Raw genomic sequence first — 20,184 nt, forward strand, 5'->3', positions numbered from 1 at the left:
GTCTGCGAGTGCATGTATCGGACTTTTGCGACGCAGCAAGTTTCACTGAAAACGATTGTTATAAGGCAATGCAATGCCGGATCGTAATAACGCATCAGTCTGCTTTTAATAATCCAGCCTCATCCAATCTGTTCCCTTAAAAAATTCGGTAAGTTACTGTTTTGATTGTGAAGCAATTACTTCGGACATCGTGAGCTCTTACTGATGAGGTCGCGAAATGCAATTAACGGGCACGAGCAAATCAGTTCACAGAATCAGCGTGTGTCATGGATGAGTTCAAGCTTAGTGATATTCGACACAGTTTTAGGCTGATTGATTCGCCTATTAATCTAGCGTCGCAGTAACTCAGTATTGGTATTAACCCCGCTCTTCCTTGTCCTTGTATAGGGGCTTCTGTCTACCGGCCTTACTGTTGAACTGGCCTGGATTATTTAAACCGGATCTACCGTCATTCCAATCCCGTCTTTGGAGGCGCGTGCATGGGTGCGCGCTGGTCTCTGCTCGGCAATCAGGGGGAATTCAAATGAATCGTGCATTTGCGCTGGTCTGGAACGCAGCCATTGGCAATTGGGTGGTGACGCATGAATTGGTGCGTCGGCGTCGCAAGCCTGGCTCTACCCGTCGTCAATTGCCGGCCCTGGTGGTCCTTGCGGTGGGGGCCGCCGCACCGATGCTGGCCTGGGCCGCATGCACGCCGGCCGTCCCCGCGGCAGGCGCAACGGTCACCTGCTCGGGTACGCCGGTCACCAGTAACAGCTTTTCCAGTAGCGCCAACAACCTGACCGTGAATGTCGCCTCCGGCAGCCAGATGACCGCAGGCTTGTTGGGCGGCACCGCCATTGCCCTGAGCGGTACCAATTCCACACTCAACAACGCCGGCACCATCGACCCTTCCGTGCTTGGACTGCTCTCGGTACTGAGCAGCGGCGTGACCATGGGCAATGCCAGCTCCACTGCAGTCACCGTCAACAATCTTGCCAGCGGCACGCTCTACGGCACTGGCGGCCTGCTCGGCGCCAATCTGCTCAATCTCGAAGGCATGGCACTGGGGCTGACGTCGGCCAGCAACGGGACGGTGCAGATCAACAATGCCGGCGTGATCGATAGTCGCCCCTTGGCAGGGCTTTCGATTCTGGGGTCGGACACGCCGGTGATCGCGGTGACCGGTGGAGGCATCGTCAATGCGGTCAATATCGGCACCATCAACGGACGGGTGGGCTTTCAGAGTTCGGCCACCGGCAATACGTTCGTCAACTCGGGCACCATCAACGGCAGCGTTTCGATGGGGGCGGGCAGCACCAACAGCTTCACCGCAGTCACCGGTGGCAGCGTCAACAGCGCGGGAGGCCTTGCCCTGGAATTGCTCGGCCCCGGCGGTTTGCTGAGCTTCGCGCAAACCGGTGTGGTGGATGGAGGCCTGGGCGGAAACAACACGCTGATCCTGCAAAATTCTGCGGTCGGTACCGGCAGCGGCAGCACCGGCACCGGGACGTTGAGCACTGCGCAATACATCAATTTCGGCAATTTGCGCGTCAATAGCGGCACCTGGTCGGTGGGCGGCGCGAGCAACTTCGCCAACAGCGCGCTCAATGGCGGCGTGTTGCAGTTCGCCAATGCTGCGCAGTTGGGCAGCACCATCACCGCCAACGGCGGCACGCTCGAAGCCACGGCTGCGGGCCTGACCCTTGCGCCGAGCAATGGCGTTGCGCTTGGCGCGGGCGGCCTGACCGTACAGGGCACCAACAACCTGACCGTCGGCAGTGCAATCACCGGCACCGGTGCGTTGACCAAGACCGGCACCGGCGGACTGGCGCTGACCGGTACCGGCACGTTCAGCGGTGGCGTCAATCTGGTCAGTGGCGCGTTAACGGTGGGCACCAACAGCGCCTTGGGCACCGGCACGGTCACCGCATCCGGCGGCAGCGTATTGGCAGGTACCGCAGTGAACCTGGCCAATGCGTTTTCGCTGAGCAACACGGTTGGTATTGGAGGCGCAAACGCGCTGCGAATCGGAGGGACGGTCAGTGGCACCGGGACGCTCAACAAGGTTGGCGCCGGCACGCTGACCTTGGGCGGCAGCAATACCTACAGCGGCGGCACCACCCTGGGTGCCGGTAGCGTGCTGTTGGAGACCTCCGGTGCGCTCGGCACTGGCACGGTCACTGCGGCAGGCGGTTTGCTGGATAACACTGCACCGCTGACCTTGACCAACAACTTTGCGCTCACCAATACGCTGGGCCTGGGTACCAGCGGCAACGCATTGACCTTGAGCGGCACGCTGGCCGGCGTCGGCGGTGTCAATAAAACCGGCACCGGGACGCTTTCGCTCAGCGGCACCAATACCTACAGCGGCGGCACCACGCTCGCAGCGGGCACGCTGCAGCTGGGTACCGCGTCCGCGCTCGGCACGGGCGCATTGAATGTCACCGGCGCATCCAGCCTGAGCACCACTGCGCCATTGACGGTGACCAATGGCATCAGCCTTGCTGCGCCGTTGAACTGGACCGGCACACAAGCGCTCACGCTCAGCGGTGCCATCAACGGTGCCGGCAGTTTGATCAAGAGCGGCACCGGCGATCTCACGCTGACCAACGCCAACACCTACACCGGCGGCACCACGCTCAGCACCGGGCGGCTGGTGGTCGGTTCGAATGCGGCCCTGGGCACCGGCACGCTCACCGCCAGCGGTGGTGAGCTCGATGCCACGGCCGCGTCCACGCTGGGCAACGCGATCGCGCTGGCCGGAACCTTGGGCGTCGGCAGTAGCGGCAACGGTTTGAGTCTCACCGGCACCATCAGCGGCGCCGGCGCATTGAACAAACTCGGCGGCGGGACGCTGACGCTGGCTGGTCTGAATACCTACACCGGCGGCACCAGCCTCAACGCGGGCACCTTGCAGGTGGCCAGCGGCACCGCACTGGGCACCGGTGCGTTGAATGTCACTGGTTCTGCGACCTTGCAAAACACCGCCGCTGCCGCGCTGAGCAACGCAGTGACGCTGAGCAGCGGTGCGCTGACCCTCAATGGCGCGCAAGCGTTGACCTTGGGCGGCGCCATCAGCGGTGCCGGCAGCCTGGTCAAGGCCGGCGGCGATCTCACGCTCAGCGGCAACAACACCTATACCGGTGGCACCGCGCTCAACACCGGCAGGCTCACGGTGGGCAGCAATACCGCGCTGGGTAGCGGGACCTTGACCGCGGCGGCCGGCACGACGTTGGACAGCGCAGCAGTGAGCACGCTCGCCAATGCAATTGCACTAGCAGGGCAGCTCACTGTGGGTGGCAGCAACGCGCTCACGCTGACCGGAGGCATCGGTGGCGCCGGCAGCCTGGACAAACTCGGCCCTGCCAGCTTGACCCTCAGCGGCAACAACAGCTATCTGGGCGGCACCCGTCTGACGGCAGGCAGTCTGATTCTGGGCAGCGATAGCGCACTCGGGGCGGGCAGCCTGAACGTGAGTGGCGGCCTGCTCGATAGCACCGCTGCACGCGTGGTGGCCAACAACGTGGTGCTGGATGCGGATCTGCAACTTGGCGGCAGCCAGGACCTGACCCTCACCGGTGGCATCAGCGGCATCGGTGGCCTGATCAAAGACGGCGCTGCAGCGCTGACGCTGACCGGCGCGAACACCTTCGCTGGCGGTATGGATCTCAACGCGGGGCGCTTGTCGATCGGCAGCGGCGCGGCACTGGGCAGCGGTGCGTTGACCGCAGCCGGCGGCACGCAACTGCAGGCCACCGCGGCAACCACGCTTGGCAACGATGTGGTGCTGAATGGTGCGTTGTCGTTGATCGGCAACAACACCCTGGGCTTGACCGGCACCGTGAGCGGCACCGGCAGCCTGGTCAAGCAAGGCACCGGAGCGCTCACGCTCAACGGAAACAACAGTTACGCCGGCGGCACCGTGTTGAACGACGGCGCCCTGGTCGTGGGCAGCAATACCGCGCTCGGTAGCGGGGCACTCACTGCCGCCAACGGCACGCTGCTCACCGCAGCGGCTGCGGTGACCTTGCAGAACGCGCTCACCACCAACGGTGCGCTGACGATCGATGGACAAAACCTCACGCTCGACGGCGCGATCGATGGCGCCGGCAGCTTGATCAAGACAGGCGCGCAAGCACTGACCCTCAACGGCAACAACACCTGGAGCGGAGGGCTGCAATTGCAGAGCGGTTCGTTGCTGGTTGGCAGCAACACGGCGTTGGGCGCGGGCACCTTGACCGCCGCAGGCGGTACCGCACTGGATGCAAGCACCGCCGTGGCGCTGGGCAATGCAGTCGCCTTGAATGGCACGTTGACCCTGCCAGGCACGCAGGATATTGCGCTCAACGGCGTGGTCAGCGGCATCGGTGGCATCGATAAGCAGGGCAACGCCACCTTGACGTTGAGCAACGCCAATACCTTCACCGGCGGCGTTGCGCTGGACGCAGGCAGGCTGGTGCTTGGGAACAATGCGGCGCTTGGCGCGGGTGACGTGCTGGTCAACGGCCCTGCCGAACTGGATGCCACTGCCGCGTTGACGGTAGGCAACAACGTCGTGTTGAACGATCAACTGACGCTGGTCGGCAGCAACGATCTGGCCTTGAACGGCAGCATCGGCGGCACCGGCAGCCTGATCAAGAATGGCGCCACCACACTGTCGCTCACTGCCAACAACAGCTACAGCGGCGGCACCAGCCTGACCGCAGGCACCATCGCGGTGGGAGCCGACAATGCGCTCGGTACCGGCGGCCTGTCGGTGCTCGGCAATTCGGTATTGAGCAATGCCGTCGCCGTGGCGCTAGGCAACGATATCGCGCTGGGCGCCGCGCTCACCGTGGATAACGCCGCAGACATGCTGGCCAGCGGTGCCATCAGCGGAAGCGGAAGCCTGATCAAGACCGGCCTCGGCACGCTGACCTTGAGCGGCAACAACAGCTACACCGGCCCGCTGGCGATCCAGGCCGGTACCGTGGTGGCCAGCACTTCGGCCTCGTTGGGCAACGCCAGCACTGTCGATGTCGCGGCAGGCGCGCTGTTGAATCTGGCCAACGGCGGCCTGATCAACGCGCTCAGCGGTGCGGGCGGTGTCGATACCGCTACCGGCGCCACGCTGCAATTGGGCGGCGGCGATTTCGCCGGCAGCCTGGGCGGTGGCGGCAACCTGGACAAGGTGGGGACCGGCACCGTGCGTTTGCTCGGTAGCAGTGCGATCGGTGGCAGCACGCAGGTCAGTGCGGGCACGCTCGATGCGGTCGGCAGTCTCGGCACCAGCGTCTTGAACGTTGCATCGGGCGGCACGCTGACCGGCACCGGCGCCGCCGGTAACGTGGGTGCGGCGGTCACCGTCAGCGATGGCGGCAGGCTCGCACTCACCAGCGGTTCGTCGTTGAGCGTGGGCGCGTTGACGCTGGCACCCGGCGCATTCGTCGATGTGGCATTGGCCGCGCCAAGCGCAACCCGCTTGCTGGCCGTCAATGGCGATCTCACCCTGGACGGTACGCTCAACATCACCGATCTCGGCGGCTTCGGCACCGGCGTGTATCGCTTGATCGACTACACCGGCGCGCTCACCAATAACGGCATGCTGATCGGCCTGTTTCCGGGCAGCGTGGACATCAGCCAGCTCGCTCTGCAGACCGCCATCGGTCAGCAACTCAATCTTGTGGTGACCGCGCCGGGCAGCATCGTGCAGTTCTGGGATGGTGTGCAGACCACGGCCAATGGCACTGTCGATGGCGGCGCCGGCACCTGGGGTGCGGCCACCAACTGGACCGGCCAGGACGGTAGCGCCAACAGCACGTGGCAAGGCGACTTCGCCGTGTTTTCCGGTACGGCGGGCACGGTGGGCGTGCAGGGCACGCAGAACATCGGCGGCTTGCAGTTCGTGACCGATGGATATCAGCTGACCGATGCCGGCGCGGGTGCACTGGCGGTAATCGACCCGTTGACCGCCATCCGCGTCGACCCGGGTGCCACGGCGAGCATCGATGTGGCCATCACCGGCACCGGCGGCGTGCAGAAACTCGACACCGGCACGCTGGTGCTGAGTGGTCCCAACACCTACACCGGTGGCACCGCGCTCGGCGGTGGCAGCCTGGTGTTGGGCAATGCGCAAGCGCTGGGCACCGGCACGCTGACCGCCGCAGCGGGCACCACGCTCGATACCAACCAAGCGTTGGCGATCGGCAACGCGGTGGTGCTCGATGGTGCGTTGACCGTGCCCGGCAGCAACAATCTGGCACTGACCGGCGCCATCAGCGGTGCCGGCAGCTTGATCAAGAACGGCACCTCCACGCTCACGCTGGGTGGCAGCAACAGCTATCTCGGCGGCAGCGTGTTGAATGCCGGCACGCTGGCGGTGGGCAGCAACGCCGCACTCGGCACAGGCAGCCTGTCGGTGCTGGGCGATGCGACGTTGAGCAATGCCATCGCCCTGGCCCTGGGCAACAACGTCAACCTGGGCGCCAACCTGACCATCGCCAGTGCGGATGATCTGGCGTTGACCGGCGTGCTCAGTGGCGCGGGCGCGCTGACCAAGACGGGCCTGGGTACCTTGACCTTGGCTGGCAGCAACCTGTTCAGTGGCCCGGTGTCGGTGCAGGGCGGCGTGCTTGCCACCACCGCCACCGGCACGTTGGGGACGACCGCCAGCGTGGATGTTGCGGCAGGGGCAGGGCTCTCGCTCGGCAGCAATGCCGCGTTGAGCAGCCTGACCGGCCTGGGCAATGTCGCGATCCAGGGTGGCAGCACCTTGCAACTGGGCGTTGGCAACGTCAGCAGCACCTTCGCAGGTGGGTTGAACGACGCCGGCAATCTTGAAAAAGTCGGCGCCGGCAACGTGCAGCTCACCGGCACCAGCGCGATCGGCGGCACCACGCAGATCACGGCGGGCACGCTGGATGTGGACGGCACGCTGGGCAGTGCCGGTGGCGTCACCGTGGGCACCGGCGGCACGTTGAGCGGCAGCGGCGTGGTCAACGCCGCGGTCACGGTAAATGACGGTGGCCGCCTGGTGGTGACCAGCGGTGCGCTGCTGACCACCGGCAGCCTGAGCATGGCGTCCAATGCCACGCTCGATGCGTTCCTGGGAATTCCCAGCCAGACCGGGGTACTTGCGGTCAACGGCGACCTCACGCTGGGGGGCACGCTCAACATCACCGACATCGGCGGCTTCGGCACTGGCGTGTATCGCCTGATCGATTACACCGGCACCTTGACCAACAATGGCATGGGTTTCGGCACACTGCCGGGCACGGTCGATCCCACCCAGCTCACGCTGCAGACCTCGTTGGCGCAGCAGGTCAATGTGGTGTTGTTGGCTTCTGGCAGCAACGTGCAGTTCTGGGATGGCGCGCAGACCGTCGCCAACGGCAGCGCCGATGGCGGCACCGGCGTGTGGACCGCCGGCGCCACCAATTGGACGTCGGTCGATGGGCTGACCAACAGCGATTGGCAGAACAGCTTTGCGGTCTTCGCAGGCGCCGCGGGCAACGTGGGCGTGCAAGGCACCCAGGGCATCACCGGCATGCAATTCATCACCGATGGCTATGTGCTGAGCGATGCAGGCGGTGGCGCATTGAGCGCCAATGCAGCGAACACCATCATCCGTGTCGACCCCGGCGTGACCGGCACCATCGATGTCGCCATCGGCGGCACCGGCACCCTGCAGAAGCTCGACACCGGTACGCTGGTACTGTCTGGCGCCAACACCTACACCGGCGGCACCGCGCTCGGCGGCGGCAGCCTGGTGTTGGGCAATGCGCAAGCGCTGGGCGCCGGCACGCTGACTGCCGCAGCGGGCACCACGCTCGATACCAACCAAGCCTTGGCGCTCGGCAACGCGGTGGTGCTCGATGGGGCGCTGACGCTGCCGGGCAGCAACGATCTGGCATTGACCGGTGCGATCAGCGGTGCAGGCAGCTTGATCAAGAACGGCACGTCCACGCTCACGCTCAGCGGCAACAACAGCTATGCCGGCGGCACGGTGCTCAGCGATGGCAGCTTGGCGGTGTCCGGCAACAGCGCCCTGGGGAGCGGCACCTTGTCGGTCACCGGCGATTCGGTGCTGAGCAATGCGGTTGCCGCGGCATTGGGCAACGCGGTCACGCTGGGCGCGGCGCTGACCGTCGACAACCCGGCCGACCTCACGCTTGCCGGCAACATCAGCGGTAGCGGGACCTTGATCAAGACCAACACCGGCGTGCTGACGCTCGACGGCAACAATACTTACAGTGGTGGCACCACGATCGCCGCCGGCACGCTGGTGGGCGATAGCACAAGCCTGCAAGGCGCCATCGTCGATAACGCAACCTTGGCGTTCAACCAGCTGGCCGATGGCGTGTTTACCGGTTCGATCACCGGCACTGGCACTGTGATCAAGCAGGGTGCCGGCGCACTGCTGCTCAACGGCGCCAATGGCTACACCGGTGGCACCACCATTGCGGCCGGCACCCTGGTCGGCGACACCGCCAGCTTGCAGGGCGATATCACCAACAATGCAGCGTTGGTGTTCAACCAGGCCGCCGGCGGCGTGTATGCCGGCGCGGTCAGCGGTAGTGGCTCGCTGGAAAAGACTGGCAGTGGCGTGCTGCAATTGCTTGGCGCCAATACGTATACCGGCGGCACCGTCATCAGCGCCGGCAGCCTGGTCGGCAACACCACCAGCCTGCAGGGCGATGTGGTCGACAACGCGACGTTGATCTTCGATCAGGCCAGCGACGGCGCGTTCGCCCGCGTGGTCAGCGGCACCGGTAGCGTGATCAAGCAAGGCGCCGGCGCGTTGACCTTGGTGGCGCCCAACACCTATAGCGGCGGCACCACCATCGCCAGTGGCAGCCTGATCGGCACGACCGACAGCCTGCAGGGCAACATTGTCGACAACGCAGTGCTGGTGTTCGATCAGGCGACCGATGGGACCTACGCCGGCAACGTCACCGGCAGCGGCGTGCTGGTCAAGAACGGCACCGGTGCGCTCACCCTGGATGGCGTCAACGGTTACCTGGGCGGTACGACCGTCAACGCGGGCACATTGATCGGCGATACCAGCAGCCTGCAAGGCAATATCGCCAACAACAGCGCATTGGTCTTCCAACAGGCGGGCAATGGCACCTATGCGGGAACGCTGTCTGGCGCGGGCAGCTTGCTCAAGGACGGCGCGGGCACGCTGCTGATCACCGCAAACAGCGGTGGTTTTACTGGTCCGACCACCATCGCGGCAGGCACCTTGAGCGTAGGCAACCCCGCCAACCCGGGCGCCGCGCTGGGCGGACCGGTGACGGTGGGTCCGGGCGGCACGCTCACCGGCAGCGGCAGTGTGGGCAGCCTGGTGTCGTCGGGCACGGTCGCCATCGGCGGTGCCGGTGGCACCATCAGCGTCGGCGGCAACGCCACGTTTGCGCCAGGCTCTACGTTGCAGGTGACGCCCGGCGACGGCGGTGTGGTGACGCCGGTGACGGTCGGTGGCGCAGCCACCGTGGCCACCGGCACCACCCTGGCGTTGGTGCGTGCGACCGACCTGCCGCTGTTTACGGAGATTCCGGTGATCAGCGCCGGCGGTGGCCTAACCGGGCAGTTCACCAACGTCGTTTCCGACTACGCGTTTATCGAGCCGAATGTGAGCACCACCGCCACTGCGTTGTCGGTGACGTTCGGGCGCAATACGGTGGGCATGGTGGACGCGGTCACCACGCCGAACCAGCAGTCCGCTGCGGCGGCTGTGGACGGCCTGCCGAACACCAGCCCGATCTATCAGGCCGTCGTGCGCTTGCCCGACGACCCGGAAGCGGTGCGCACCGCGTTCGCCTCGCTGTCGGGCGAAAGCCATGCCAGCACCGCAACCGCGTTGCTGGACAGCCGCTTTCTCTATAGCGGGATCGGTAACCATCTGCGTGGCGACAGCCAGGACACGCTGGTCGGCGACACCACGGTGTGGATCACCGGGCGCAGCCTGCCCAACCGCGTCGATGGCGATGCCAACGCGGTGTCGGTACGTCGCGAGGACAACGGCGTGATGGCCGGTGCGGAACGCCGCTTCGGCGAACGCAGCGTGGTGGGCATCGCGGTGGGCAACCAGGATATCGAGAGCTGGTCGCGCGAATGGGGCGACCGTGCCGACGTGGACGGCACGCATGCCGGCGTGTATGGCCGGGCCGACTGGTCTGCGTTCTCGCTGCAAGGTGCGGTGGATTACGCCAGCTATCGCATCGACAGCACGCGCCGGGTGATGTTGCCCGGCGTGCTCGAAGAGCGCCTGGACAGCAGCTACGACGCCACCGCGGTGACGGTGTCGGTGGAAGCGGCCTGGAATCTGCGTACCAAGGGCGCGGTGTACAGCCCGTTCATCGCGGCCGATTACACCCGCCTGAAGACCGACGGTTTCACCGAACGCGGCGGCATTTCCGGGCTCTCGGTGGATAGTGCCAGCGACACCTTCAGTACCGCCACGCTGGGTATGCGTGGTCATTGGGACCTCGGCCAGAAGGCGGCGTTGTATGCGTCGGCAGGTTGGCGGCATGCCTTCGGCGACCGTTCCGTGCAGCGCTCGGCCGGCTTCGTCGGCACCGCCTCGGAGTTCTCGGTGCAAAGCGTCACCCTGGCCAAGAACGCGGCCATCGGCGAGCTGGGCGTGAGCCTGATCACCTCGCCCCGCAGCCGGCTGGCACTGTCGCTGCAAGGACTCAGCGGCGACGGGCAGACGGCGTACGGTGGTCAGGTGACCTGGGGAGTAAGCTTCTGAGCCTTGTCTTGCGGCGTGCTTGACACTGGAAATGGGAGAAACGCCCCGGATGCCGGGGCGTTTTTTTTGCCTGCATTCCTGTGCCTGTCGCGCGCTTCGCAAGATGCGCACCGGAACGTTCGTGTGCGTTGCGGTGACCAGGTCAATGCATGACATCGAGAGCCGAAAAAGCGCTGCGTGGGTGCCGCTTCATGGCGCGCTGTCATCCGGGAGCACGCAGGCCGTCACGGCGGCGGGATGCCCGCCGATGGCGCGTGCGCGGGCATGCAGCACAGCACGCTCGCACACCGGTCACATCGCGCGCATCACAGCCCGATGCGTTCGGCCAGGCGCACCAGTTCGGCCAACGAGCCAGCCTGCATCTTGCGCATGGCTTGGCCACGCCGCACCTTCACGGTGATCTCGCTCAGATGCAGGCGCGCGGCAATCTGCTTGTTCAACAGGCCTTGCACCACCAATCGCGTGACATCCTGTTCGCCGCTACTCAGCGACTCCCAACGTGCACGCAGTTCTGCGGCGACCGCCTCGTTCTGGCGGCGCACGCGGTCGCGGCGGATGCCGTCCTGAATCGCGTCCAGCAAGGCCTGATCGCGGAACGGTTTGGTCAGGAATTCGATCGCGCCGTTCTTCATCGCCTCCACGCTCATCGCGATATCGCCATGGCCGGTAATGAAGATGGTGGGCAGGGCAAAGCCGGAGTCGACCATGCGCCGATGGAACTCCATCCCGCTCTGGCCCGGCATCCGGATGTCGAGCACCAGGCAGGCGGGTGCCTCGTGCAACCGGTGCGCGAGGAATTGATCGGTGGAACCGAACGCATAGACCTGCAAGCCGACCGAGGCGAACAGATCCTCCAGCGCGGCGCGCATCGAGGCATCGTCGTCGATGAGATACACCACCGGAGCCAGCTCGCTCATTGCCTGCGCTCCGTCGCGACCAGGGGCAGACGCAGGCCGAAGCGCGCGCCGCGGACACCAGCCGGCTCGGCCCAGATCTGCCCGCCGTTGGCTTCCATGATGGTGCGGCTGATGCTCAAGCCAATGCCCATGCCATCGTCCTTGGTGCTCCAGAATGCCTCGAACACATGCGCCAGTGCGTCGTCGGACAACCCCGGGCCGGTATCGTCGATGTACAGGCAGGCCCACGCACCATCGATGTGCGAGCGTATGTGGATGCTGCGCGCCTCGTCCGGCAAGGTGGCCAGTGCCTCCACTGCGTTGAGCAACAGATTGCCGATGACCTGCTGGATCTGTACGCCATCGGCCAGCACCGCGGGCAGGGCAGGGTCCAGCTCCAGCGACAGCGCGATGCCATGACGCTCGGTTTCGCCACGGGTGAGGGCAATCATGTCGAGCACGGTGCGGTTCAGATCCAGCGGCTGGCGTTGGCTGGCTTCGCCACGCGCCAGCGCACGCATGCGCGCGATGATGGCGCTGGCGCGGCCGGCGTCGGCGAGCATGCGTTCCAGAGCGGCAGCGGCCTTGGCCAGGTTGGGCGGTTGCTGCGCCAACCAGCGCTGGCAGGCATTGCCACTGGTCACGATGGCGGCCAAGGGTTGATTGACTTCGTGCGCGATCGACGCGGCCAGCCCGCCCATGCTGCCGCTGCGGGTGAGCCGCAACAGCCGCGCCTGTGCGGCATGTGCGCTGGCCTTGGCCGCTTCCATCTGCACCGCCAGATACGTGGTGACCGCCACCACCACCGCGCTGATGCAGGAGTTGATCACGCCCACCCGGTAGCTGCCGGCCGGGGTGAGATGGAAGCTGAGCACGATCAGCACCAGGCAGGTGCCCGCCAACAGCACCACGCCCGTGCGCGTCAGCAGACGCACCGACAGCAGCACCACCAACGTATAGAACAAGGCAGCCGCCACCGCATAGTCGGTGAAGGTATCGGCCACGAAGATCGCCGCCATGCCCGCCACCAGCCCGACCATGCCAAGCAGGTCGGTACGCGTGGGTGGCGAGCGGAAGAGAGAGGTCATGCGCATGGCGGCGATTGTCTCAGCTGGCGGCGCCGCCGTTACGCAACCAGCGCTGGATGCAGCGCGTGATTCATGGAACCGCGGGCTTGGGCGTCCGGGCCGCTGGCGACCACCACGGCCCGCCACCCAGGGCCTGATACAGCGCCACGGTGTCGGTGTAGCGCGCGGCCTGTGCCTGGACCGTGGCGGCCTGCGTGCTCTGGTAGGCCTGCTGCGCCTGCAGCAGATCCGCCATGCCCACCGCACCGACCGCCTGTTGACGTCGCACCAGCGCCAGCGTGCGCTCCGCCAGCGCTTGCGCATCGGCACAGGCGTGCAGGCTCTGCGCGTCGCTCTGCAGCGCGGTGAGCGCGTTGGAAACCTCGCCAAATGCGTTCAACACCACGCTGCGGTACTGCGCCATGGCCTGCGTGTAGCCAGCTTCGGCCGCCCGCTGCTGATGCGCAAGCGCGCCGCCATGGAACAGTGGCTGCAACAGGCCGCCGGCCACCGACCATTGCGTATTGCCGGCCGCGAACATGCGCCCGACACCGGATGCAGAGCCGCCGCTGGCCGCACTTAAGCTAATGGACGGCAAGCGCGCAGCCGCCGCCACGCCGATCAATGCGCTGGCAGCATGCGCCTGCGCTTCGGCGGCGCGGATGTCCGGGCGGCGATCGAGCAACCGCGAGGGCAACGATAACGGCAGTTGCGCCGGAAGCTGCAAGGTATCCAGCGTAAATGCCTCACCCGCAGCGTCGCCAGGCAGTTGCCCGCCCAGAATCGCGAGCAGGGTCCGTTGTTGTTCCAGCTGCTTTTCCAGTGCCGGCACCGCGGCCTGCGCCTGTGCCAGCGCAGTGCGTTGGGCCAGCACCTGCGCTGCGCCGAGTGCGCCAAGCGTCTGCTGGCGCGCGGTGAGCGTGCAGAGCTGCTTGGCGATGGCGACCTGCGCGCGCGCCGCATCCAGTTGCGCGCGCACGGCCGCTTCGCCGATCGCCGCGTTCACCACGTTGGCGGTGAGGCTCAGGTACGCCGCATCGCGCTGATCGCGCTGCACCTGTGCCTGCGCACCCGCCGCTTCCACTTGCCGCCGCGTGCCGCCAAACACGTCCAGCGTATAGCTGACGCTGAGTTGGGCGGTGCGTAGCGCATACGGTGTGTCGATGCCGGCATCCGGCGCCGGCACCACCGAGTCGCGTTGCCGGCTGGCATCCACACGCAGATCCGCTTGCGGTCGCCAGGCACCGCGTTGCGCGGCCAGCGTCTGTTGCGCCTGGCGAAGCGCTGCGTCGGCGGCTTGCAGATCCGGATTGGCACGCAATGCCCGCTCCACCACAGCATTCAGTTGCGGCGAGCCGAATGCGCGCCACCAGGCGGCCGGCAGTTCCTGCCCGGGCTCGAACTCTTGCGCACCACCATGTGCTACGTCGGCGGCTGCGGTCGTTACCGGTAACGCGTTGGCGGTGTAGCGATCAGCAGCAGGCGCAGCGGGGCGCTGAAAGTCCGGTCCTACTGCGCAGGCGGCGAGCGATGCCGCCACGGCACTGGCGAGCAATGCGTTGCGAACGTCTGTCATGGTGTCGTCCCCTGGCGGCCCTGGCGCGTTGCGACGAAGGCTTCCATCAGGTAGTAGAGCGATGGCAACAACACCAAGGTGAGTAGCGTGGCGGTGACCAAGCCGCCAACCACCACCGTGGCCAAGGGGCGCTGCACATCGCTGCCCAGGCCAGTGGCGAGCATCGCCGGTGCCAGGCCGAGCGCTGCCACCGTCGCGGTCATCAGGACCGGACGCATGCGGCTCACCGCGCCGGCCACCACCGCCTCGCGCAAGGACATGCCCACGTCTTGGCGCAGCCGGTTGATCTGCGCGAGCATCAGCACCGCGTTCAGGACCGCGACCCCGAACAAGGCGATGAAACCTACCGCGCTGGAGACATTGAGCGTCATCCCGCGCAGATGCAGTGCAGCCAATCCGCCGATCATGGCCAGCGGCACGGCGGCAAGCACCAATGTCGGTTGGCGCAGGTTGCCGAACGCGCCGAACAGCAACACGAACATGATGCACAAGGTGGTCGGCAGCACCACCAGCAAGCGCGCCTGGGCGCGCTGCAGGTTCTCGAACTGGCCGCCCCACACCAGCTGCATGTGCTGCGGGTCCAGGTGCACTTGCCGCGCGAGCGTGGCCTGCGCGTCGCTCAGAAAACTGGACAGATCGCGGCCGCGCACGTTGAGCCGCACGATGATGTTGCGCCGGCCCATCTCGCGCACGATCACGCTCTGGCCGCTGGTGGTCGCGATGTTGGCCACCGCCGAGAGCGGTATCTCGGCGCCGGCAGCGGTGCGCAGGCGCAACGCGCCAATGGCCTGCGGATCGTTGCGATACCGTTGCGGAAAGCGCACGGTGAGGTCGTAACTCTTGTGACCGAGATACATCTGCCCGATCGGGCTGCCGCCGATGCCGGTGGAAATCAGATCCGACACATCGGCCGCATTGATGCCATAGCGCGCTGCCGCCTCGCGGTCGAAACGCACCTGCAGGTTGGGCAGGGGCGGTTCTACATCCACGGCGATGTCCGCAGCCCCGGGCACCTTGTGCAAGGCGGAGGCCACCTGGTCGGCAACGCCGCGAACCTGCTGCAGATCGTCGCCGAACACCTTCACGGTCAGGTCGCTGTGCGCGCCGGAGAGCTTGTCCTGCACGCCGTCGATCATCGGCTGCATCATGCTCACCGTGTAACCGGGCATCCGTGCATAACGTGCGCCGAGCGCAGCGATCAATGCCTGCTTGTCCATGCCGGCGGGCCATTCCTTGTAGGGACGCAGGCCCACGCTCGCTTCGATATGCGAAGGCGTCCAGTAGTCGGTGCCGTCGTCGTTGCGCCCGGTCTGGGTGACCACGTACGACACCTCCGGAAATTCCAGCGTGGCCTTGCGTAAGGCATTGGCCATGGTGGCGGCCTTGTCCAGGGTGATGCCCGGCGGCATCTGCACCTGCAGCCACAGCGATCCTTCATCGATGTAGGGCAAGAAGTCGCGGCCGATGCGGCCCCCCAACAATGCCAGCACGCACAGCGCCAGCGCAGCGCAAGCCAGCAGCCAACCGCGTCGGCCCACGCTGCGTTCCAGCACTGCGCGATAGCGCTGCCCAAGTTTTTCCAGTACGCGGTTGTGCAGCATCTTGCGCGGTTTGCGGAACGCCAGCCACGCCAGGCCAGGAATCAGTGTCAGCGCCACCAGCAGCGCACCGATCAAGGCCGCGCCCACCGCGTAGGCCATTGGCGAAAACAGCTTGTATTCGATGCGCTCGAATGCCAGCAGCGGCAGGTACGCACACCCGATCACCGCCATGCCGAAGAAGATGGGCCGCGCCACCTGCAGGGTGGCGTCGACGGCATCGCGCGCCGTCAATGCACGCTGGCTGTTTTCTTCGCGCAGGCGCAAGACGTTTTCCACCAGCACCACTGCGCCGTCGACCAGGATGCCGAAGTCGATCGCGCCCAACGACAACAGATTGGCGGGAATCTTGAGGTGGTGCATGAAGATGAAGGCGATCAACAACGACAGTGGGATGGTCAACGACACGATCGCCGCCGCGCGCGGGCTACCCAGGAAGATCAACAGCACCACGCACACCAGCAGCATGCCTTCGGTCAGCGTGGCGCTCACCGTGTGCATTGTGGCGTCGATCAACGCGGTGCGATCCAGATACGGCACCAGCTTGACGTCCTTGGGCAACGCGCTGTTGTTGAGTTCCTCCACGGCGCTGTGGATGCCTTGCAAGGCCACCGAGGGGTTACTGTCCTTGAGCAGCAACGCGATGCCTTCGATCGTGTCCGGGTTGCCGTCCTTGCCCAGAATGCCGCGTCGCTCGACATTGTCGTAGCGTACCTCGCCCAGGTCCTTGACCAGGACCGGCACGCCATTGCCGCTGCTCACCACCACGTTGCCGATGTCCTGCAACGAATGCAGCAGGCCGATGCCGCGGATCACGTAGCTTTGTTCGCCACGGTCCATCACGCTGCCGCCGCCATCGGCGTTGTTGCTGGTGATGGCGCTCTTGACCTGCTGCAGCGACACCCCGTACCGGGTCAAGCGGTCCGGCTCCAGCGCCAGCGAAAACTGCGTGGTAAGGCCGCCGAAGTTGGTCACATCGGCCACGCCTGGCACCTTCTGCAGGTGCGGAATCACGGTCCAGAATTGCAGATCGGACAGCTCGCGCAGGCTGCGTGTTTTCGATTCCAGCGTGTAGCGATAAATCTCGCCGGTGGGCGAGGTATATGGGTCGAGCCCGGGAATCGCGCCGTAGGGCAGGGTGACCGCCTGTATGCGTTCCAGCACGCGCTGCCGCGCGAAGTAGCCTTCCGTTCCATCGTCGAAGACGAGCGTGATCAACGAAAGAGCGAACAGGCTGCGCGAGCGCAACACATGCAGGCCGGGCGTGCCCATCAACGCACGTTCCAGCGGCACGGTGATCTGCTGTTCCACTTCTTCCGCACCCAGGCCCGGGACCTGCGTGACCACCTGCGAGGTGACATCGGCGATGTCCGGGTAAGCCTCCACCGGTAGCTGCGTCCAGCTCCATGTGCCGTATAACGCAATGAGTACGAAGACCAGCCAGACGATGCCGCGCCGCTGGAAGCAGGTGGTGGTGATCGCCTCAATCATTGAGCAAGGCTCCGTCCTTGATCACCACACGCTCGCCGGCCTTCAGGCCGGACAGGATCTCGGTATACCCATCCATCGCGCGGCCGGTGGCCACGATGCGCGAGCGATAAACGAACGGCGCGGTTTCGATGAATACCCGCGTGTACAGTCCCATCTGCAAGAGGGCGCTGTCGGGCACCAGCAGGGCCTGTTGGGGACGCGATTGGAACTGGGCGCGCGCAAACATGCCCGGCTTGAGCAGGCCTTCGCGGTTCTCTAAGGCCACCCTGACTTTCAATGTGCGGGTGGCGGGGTCGAGCAAATCATCCAGGTGTTGCACCTGGCCGGCGAAGCGTTGGCCTGGATAGGCCTCCAGGCTGGCAGTGACCAGCTGCCCCTCGAAGACCTGGCCAATCTCGCGTTCCGGCACGCTGGCGGTGAGCCACACCTGCGAGAGATCGGCCACCGTCATCAGTGACGCTGCTGTGTCGTTCCAGAAGCCGCCCAGCGCAGCGCTCAGGTCCACCACGCGGCCGGCAATGGGCGCACGCACGACATAGCGCCGATGCGACCTGGCCTGCGCAGCCACGCCCAGCTGGGCCAGGCGATCGCTGGCCGCCCGTGCATCGTTCAGCGCGCTGTCGAAGGCCTGCTGCGCGGCCTGCAGATCGCGTGCAGCGGAAATGCTGTCCGCTGCCAGCGCCTTCTGCCGGGCAAGTTCCAGACGTGCCTGTTCCAGCGTGGCGCGCGCCTTGCCGGCATCGCCGTAGGCACTGGCAAGTTCGGCAGAATCCAGCACGCACAGCACATCGCCAGCACGCACGGTGTCGCCCAGGGTCTTGGGCAGTGCGACCACGCGCCCGGCCAACGGCGGCACGAACCGCACCAGCCGCTCTGGCAAGACCTCGATCACGGCCGGCATCTGCAGCAGCGGTGCGATGGGTTGGCTGCGCACCGCCTGCACGCGCAGGCTGGCACGCAAGGGCGAGTGCGCCGGCACCATCACCTGCATGTTGGCGTGGATCAGCAGCGGCGAGGGAGCAGCCGGCGGCGGTGTGGCTCCGCAGCCAGCGAGCAAGCTGCATACACAGGCAGCTGCCAGCGTAGAACGCAGGAAGGGGGACGGCATGCGATGACTCGAACGGGGAGAGGGAAGGCGTTGCACCCGCGGTCGGCGATGCGCGAACGCAGGCCGCGGTTGCATCGGCGAGGGATCTACGCTCGCTGCCGGCAGCGGCGTCCATCGGCATCGCCTGGCACCCATGGCGCATCGCCACAGGTGTGAGGTTGCGCGCCAGCCATCGGGGCTGGCGCACTTGCAACGCGTGCTGCAGCCGCGTCGATGGCGTGCATGGTGCCAGCCGTCAGTGCGCGAAACCAGGGGTTTTCGAGCGTTTTCGCCAGTCCATGGACATCGCATCGATATACCTTCGTATCGCCTGCGCGCGGTCGGCACGCAGGACGCCGTGTCAGCCAAGCGCTTGGCAGTTCGGCATTCGCATGCGGCCGTCAACGAAAAGGCCCCGGACATGCCGGGGCCTTTCTTCTATCTGTCGCGCAGCCGTGTGCGCGACATCATCACGTGCGTCGCCTGCAGCACCGCTGCATCGGCTGCGATCAGAACTGCCAGCGCAGGCCGACGTTGGCATTGATGCTGTTGGTGTCCGAACGACCGCGCTCGGCACCCACGTTGCCGTAGATGGAGAACGCATCGTTGAGCTGGTAACGCAGGCCGACCGAGGCGCGCAGCGACTGCTTGGACACCGGCTCGCCGGCGACATTGAAACGCGCTTCCGGCAAGCCGGTGAACCACGCCGAGAAGTCGGAATTCGGGTTGCCCAGCAGCGAGCGATACGCCACCAGACCATCGAAGCCCCATTTGCCGCGTGCCAGATGGCCACGCACACCTACCTCGCCATAGCCTGCGCGCAGGGTGTCGCTGTTCGCGCTCAAGCCCAGACCCGTGACCGAGGCTTCGCTGAAGGCATCCTGGGTCTGGCTCACCACACCGGCGGCCACGAACGGCGACAACCCGGCCTGCGGCATCAGGCCGATTTCCGCGCGTGCCGACCAGTTGGTGTCGTGGCGACGGTCCTGCAGGCGCTCGCCGATGCTGCCGGCCTGCACGTTGCGCTCGGTTTCGACGTTGCTCATGCCGTACGAACCGGTCGCCGACAGATACGCCCGGCCGATCGGCTGGTACAGGTAGGCGGTCATCGCATACCGGTCCGAGCGCAGTCGGCTCGACGACGGCGCGATGTGCGCACGGTCCTGGCCGGAGGTCACGGCCGCACCGACGATGGTGCCGGCGTTGCCCATCGGCAGATCCACGCCGAAGGTGGTGGCCTGCTGGGTGTAATCGGCCGAATCGAAACCGCTACGGCCCAGATCGCCGTCCAGGTAGCTGCCCTGCATCCAGGTGGTCAGCGTGGTGGTATCGGCCAGGTAGGGCAGGCGGTCGGCGGCGACACGTGCGTCGTTGAGCGCAGACTGGAAGCCCAGCGTACGCTCGATGCCGTGCACCTGGCCGGTCAGGGTCGGCAGCGATGCAGCAACCTGCGCATCGGATGCTGCAATCAGCGAACCGGTGGCGCTGATCAGGCCGCCCAGGTTGTCGGTGTCGCCCGAGGCGACCCGCGTATCCAGCACCTTGACCAGCGCGTCGGCCTGGTTCGCACCGTTGACCACCGACTGCGGCGCACCGGCCGCCTGTGCGCTGGCCGCGGAGGCATTGCGGGTCAGGGTCGCGGTGACGGTGGTCGGGTCGTAAGACAGTGCCGCGGTCCAGAAGAAATTGTTGGCGTACTGCACGCGGTCGAACGTGCCTTGCAGGACGCCCGCCTTGACGATCTTCTCGGTG

7 protein-coding genes are annotated in these 20,184 nt (G+C 65.9%); 1 reads left to right on the forward strand and 6 read right to left on the reverse strand.

Features of this window, described 5'->3' with window-relative positions; all coding sequences use genetic code 11:
• Window positions 1–523 precede the first annotated feature (523 nt).
• The gene (locus tag EO156_RS20825; protein ID WP_016848765.1) at window positions 524–10,717 is read left to right on the forward strand and encodes an autotransporter-associated beta strand repeat-containing protein; all 10,194 of its coding nucleotides are present in this window, start codon (window positions 524–526) and stop codon (window positions 10,715–10,717) included.
• A gap of 305 nt (window positions 10,718–11,022) precedes the next feature.
• Here the strand turns inward: EO156_RS20825 and EO156_RS20830 are convergent, their stop codons facing one another.
• The 6 genes from EO156_RS20830 to EO156_RS20860 form a co-directional block, all read right to left on the reverse strand.
• The gene (locus tag EO156_RS20830) at window positions 11,023–11,634 is read right to left on the reverse strand and encodes a response regulator (protein WP_005916054.1); all 612 of its coding nucleotides are present in this window, start codon (window positions 11,632–11,634) and stop codon (window positions 11,023–11,025) included.
• Window positions 11,631–12,653, reverse strand: a complete 1,023-nt coding sequence (locus tag EO156_RS20835; RefSeq protein WP_016851584.1) for a HAMP domain-containing sensor histidine kinase — start codon at window positions 12,651–12,653, stop codon at window positions 11,631–11,633. Before EO156_RS20835 ends, EO156_RS20830 begins: the two co-directional genes overlap by 4 nt.
• Before the next feature lie 118 nt (window positions 12,654–12,771).
• Window positions 12,772–14,256 carry an efflux transporter outer membrane subunit gene (locus EO156_RS20840; protein WP_029828995.1) on the reverse strand — a complete coding sequence of 495 codons (1,485 nt, stop codon included), beginning with the start codon at window positions 14,254–14,256 and terminating at the stop codon, window positions 12,772–12,774.
• A complete protein-coding gene (locus tag EO156_RS20845) occupies window positions 14,253–17,345 on the reverse strand; it encodes a CusA/CzcA family heavy metal efflux RND transporter (RefSeq protein WP_016850825.1) in 3,093 nt (1,030 codons plus the stop codon). The genes EO156_RS20840 and EO156_RS20845 overlap by 4 nt, the downstream gene beginning before the upstream one ends.
• Window positions 17,338–18,453, reverse strand: coding sequence for an efflux RND transporter periplasmic adaptor subunit (locus EO156_RS20850; RefSeq protein ID WP_033482630.1), 1,116 nt, complete (start codon window positions 18,451–18,453; stop codon window positions 17,338–17,340). Before EO156_RS20850 ends, EO156_RS20845 begins: the two co-directional genes overlap by 8 nt.
• Window positions 18,454–18,941: 488 nt before the next feature.
• The coding region (locus EO156_RS20860) for an autotransporter outer membrane beta-barrel domain-containing protein (protein WP_164735862.1) at window positions 18,942–20,184 on the reverse strand (1,243 nt) is incomplete at its 5' end.

The sequence above is a fragment of the Xanthomonas sp. DAR33341 genome (assembly GCF_003992815.1).
Lineage (GTDB): Bacteria > Pseudomonadota > Gammaproteobacteria > Xanthomonadales > Xanthomonadaceae > Xanthomonas > Xanthomonas cissicola.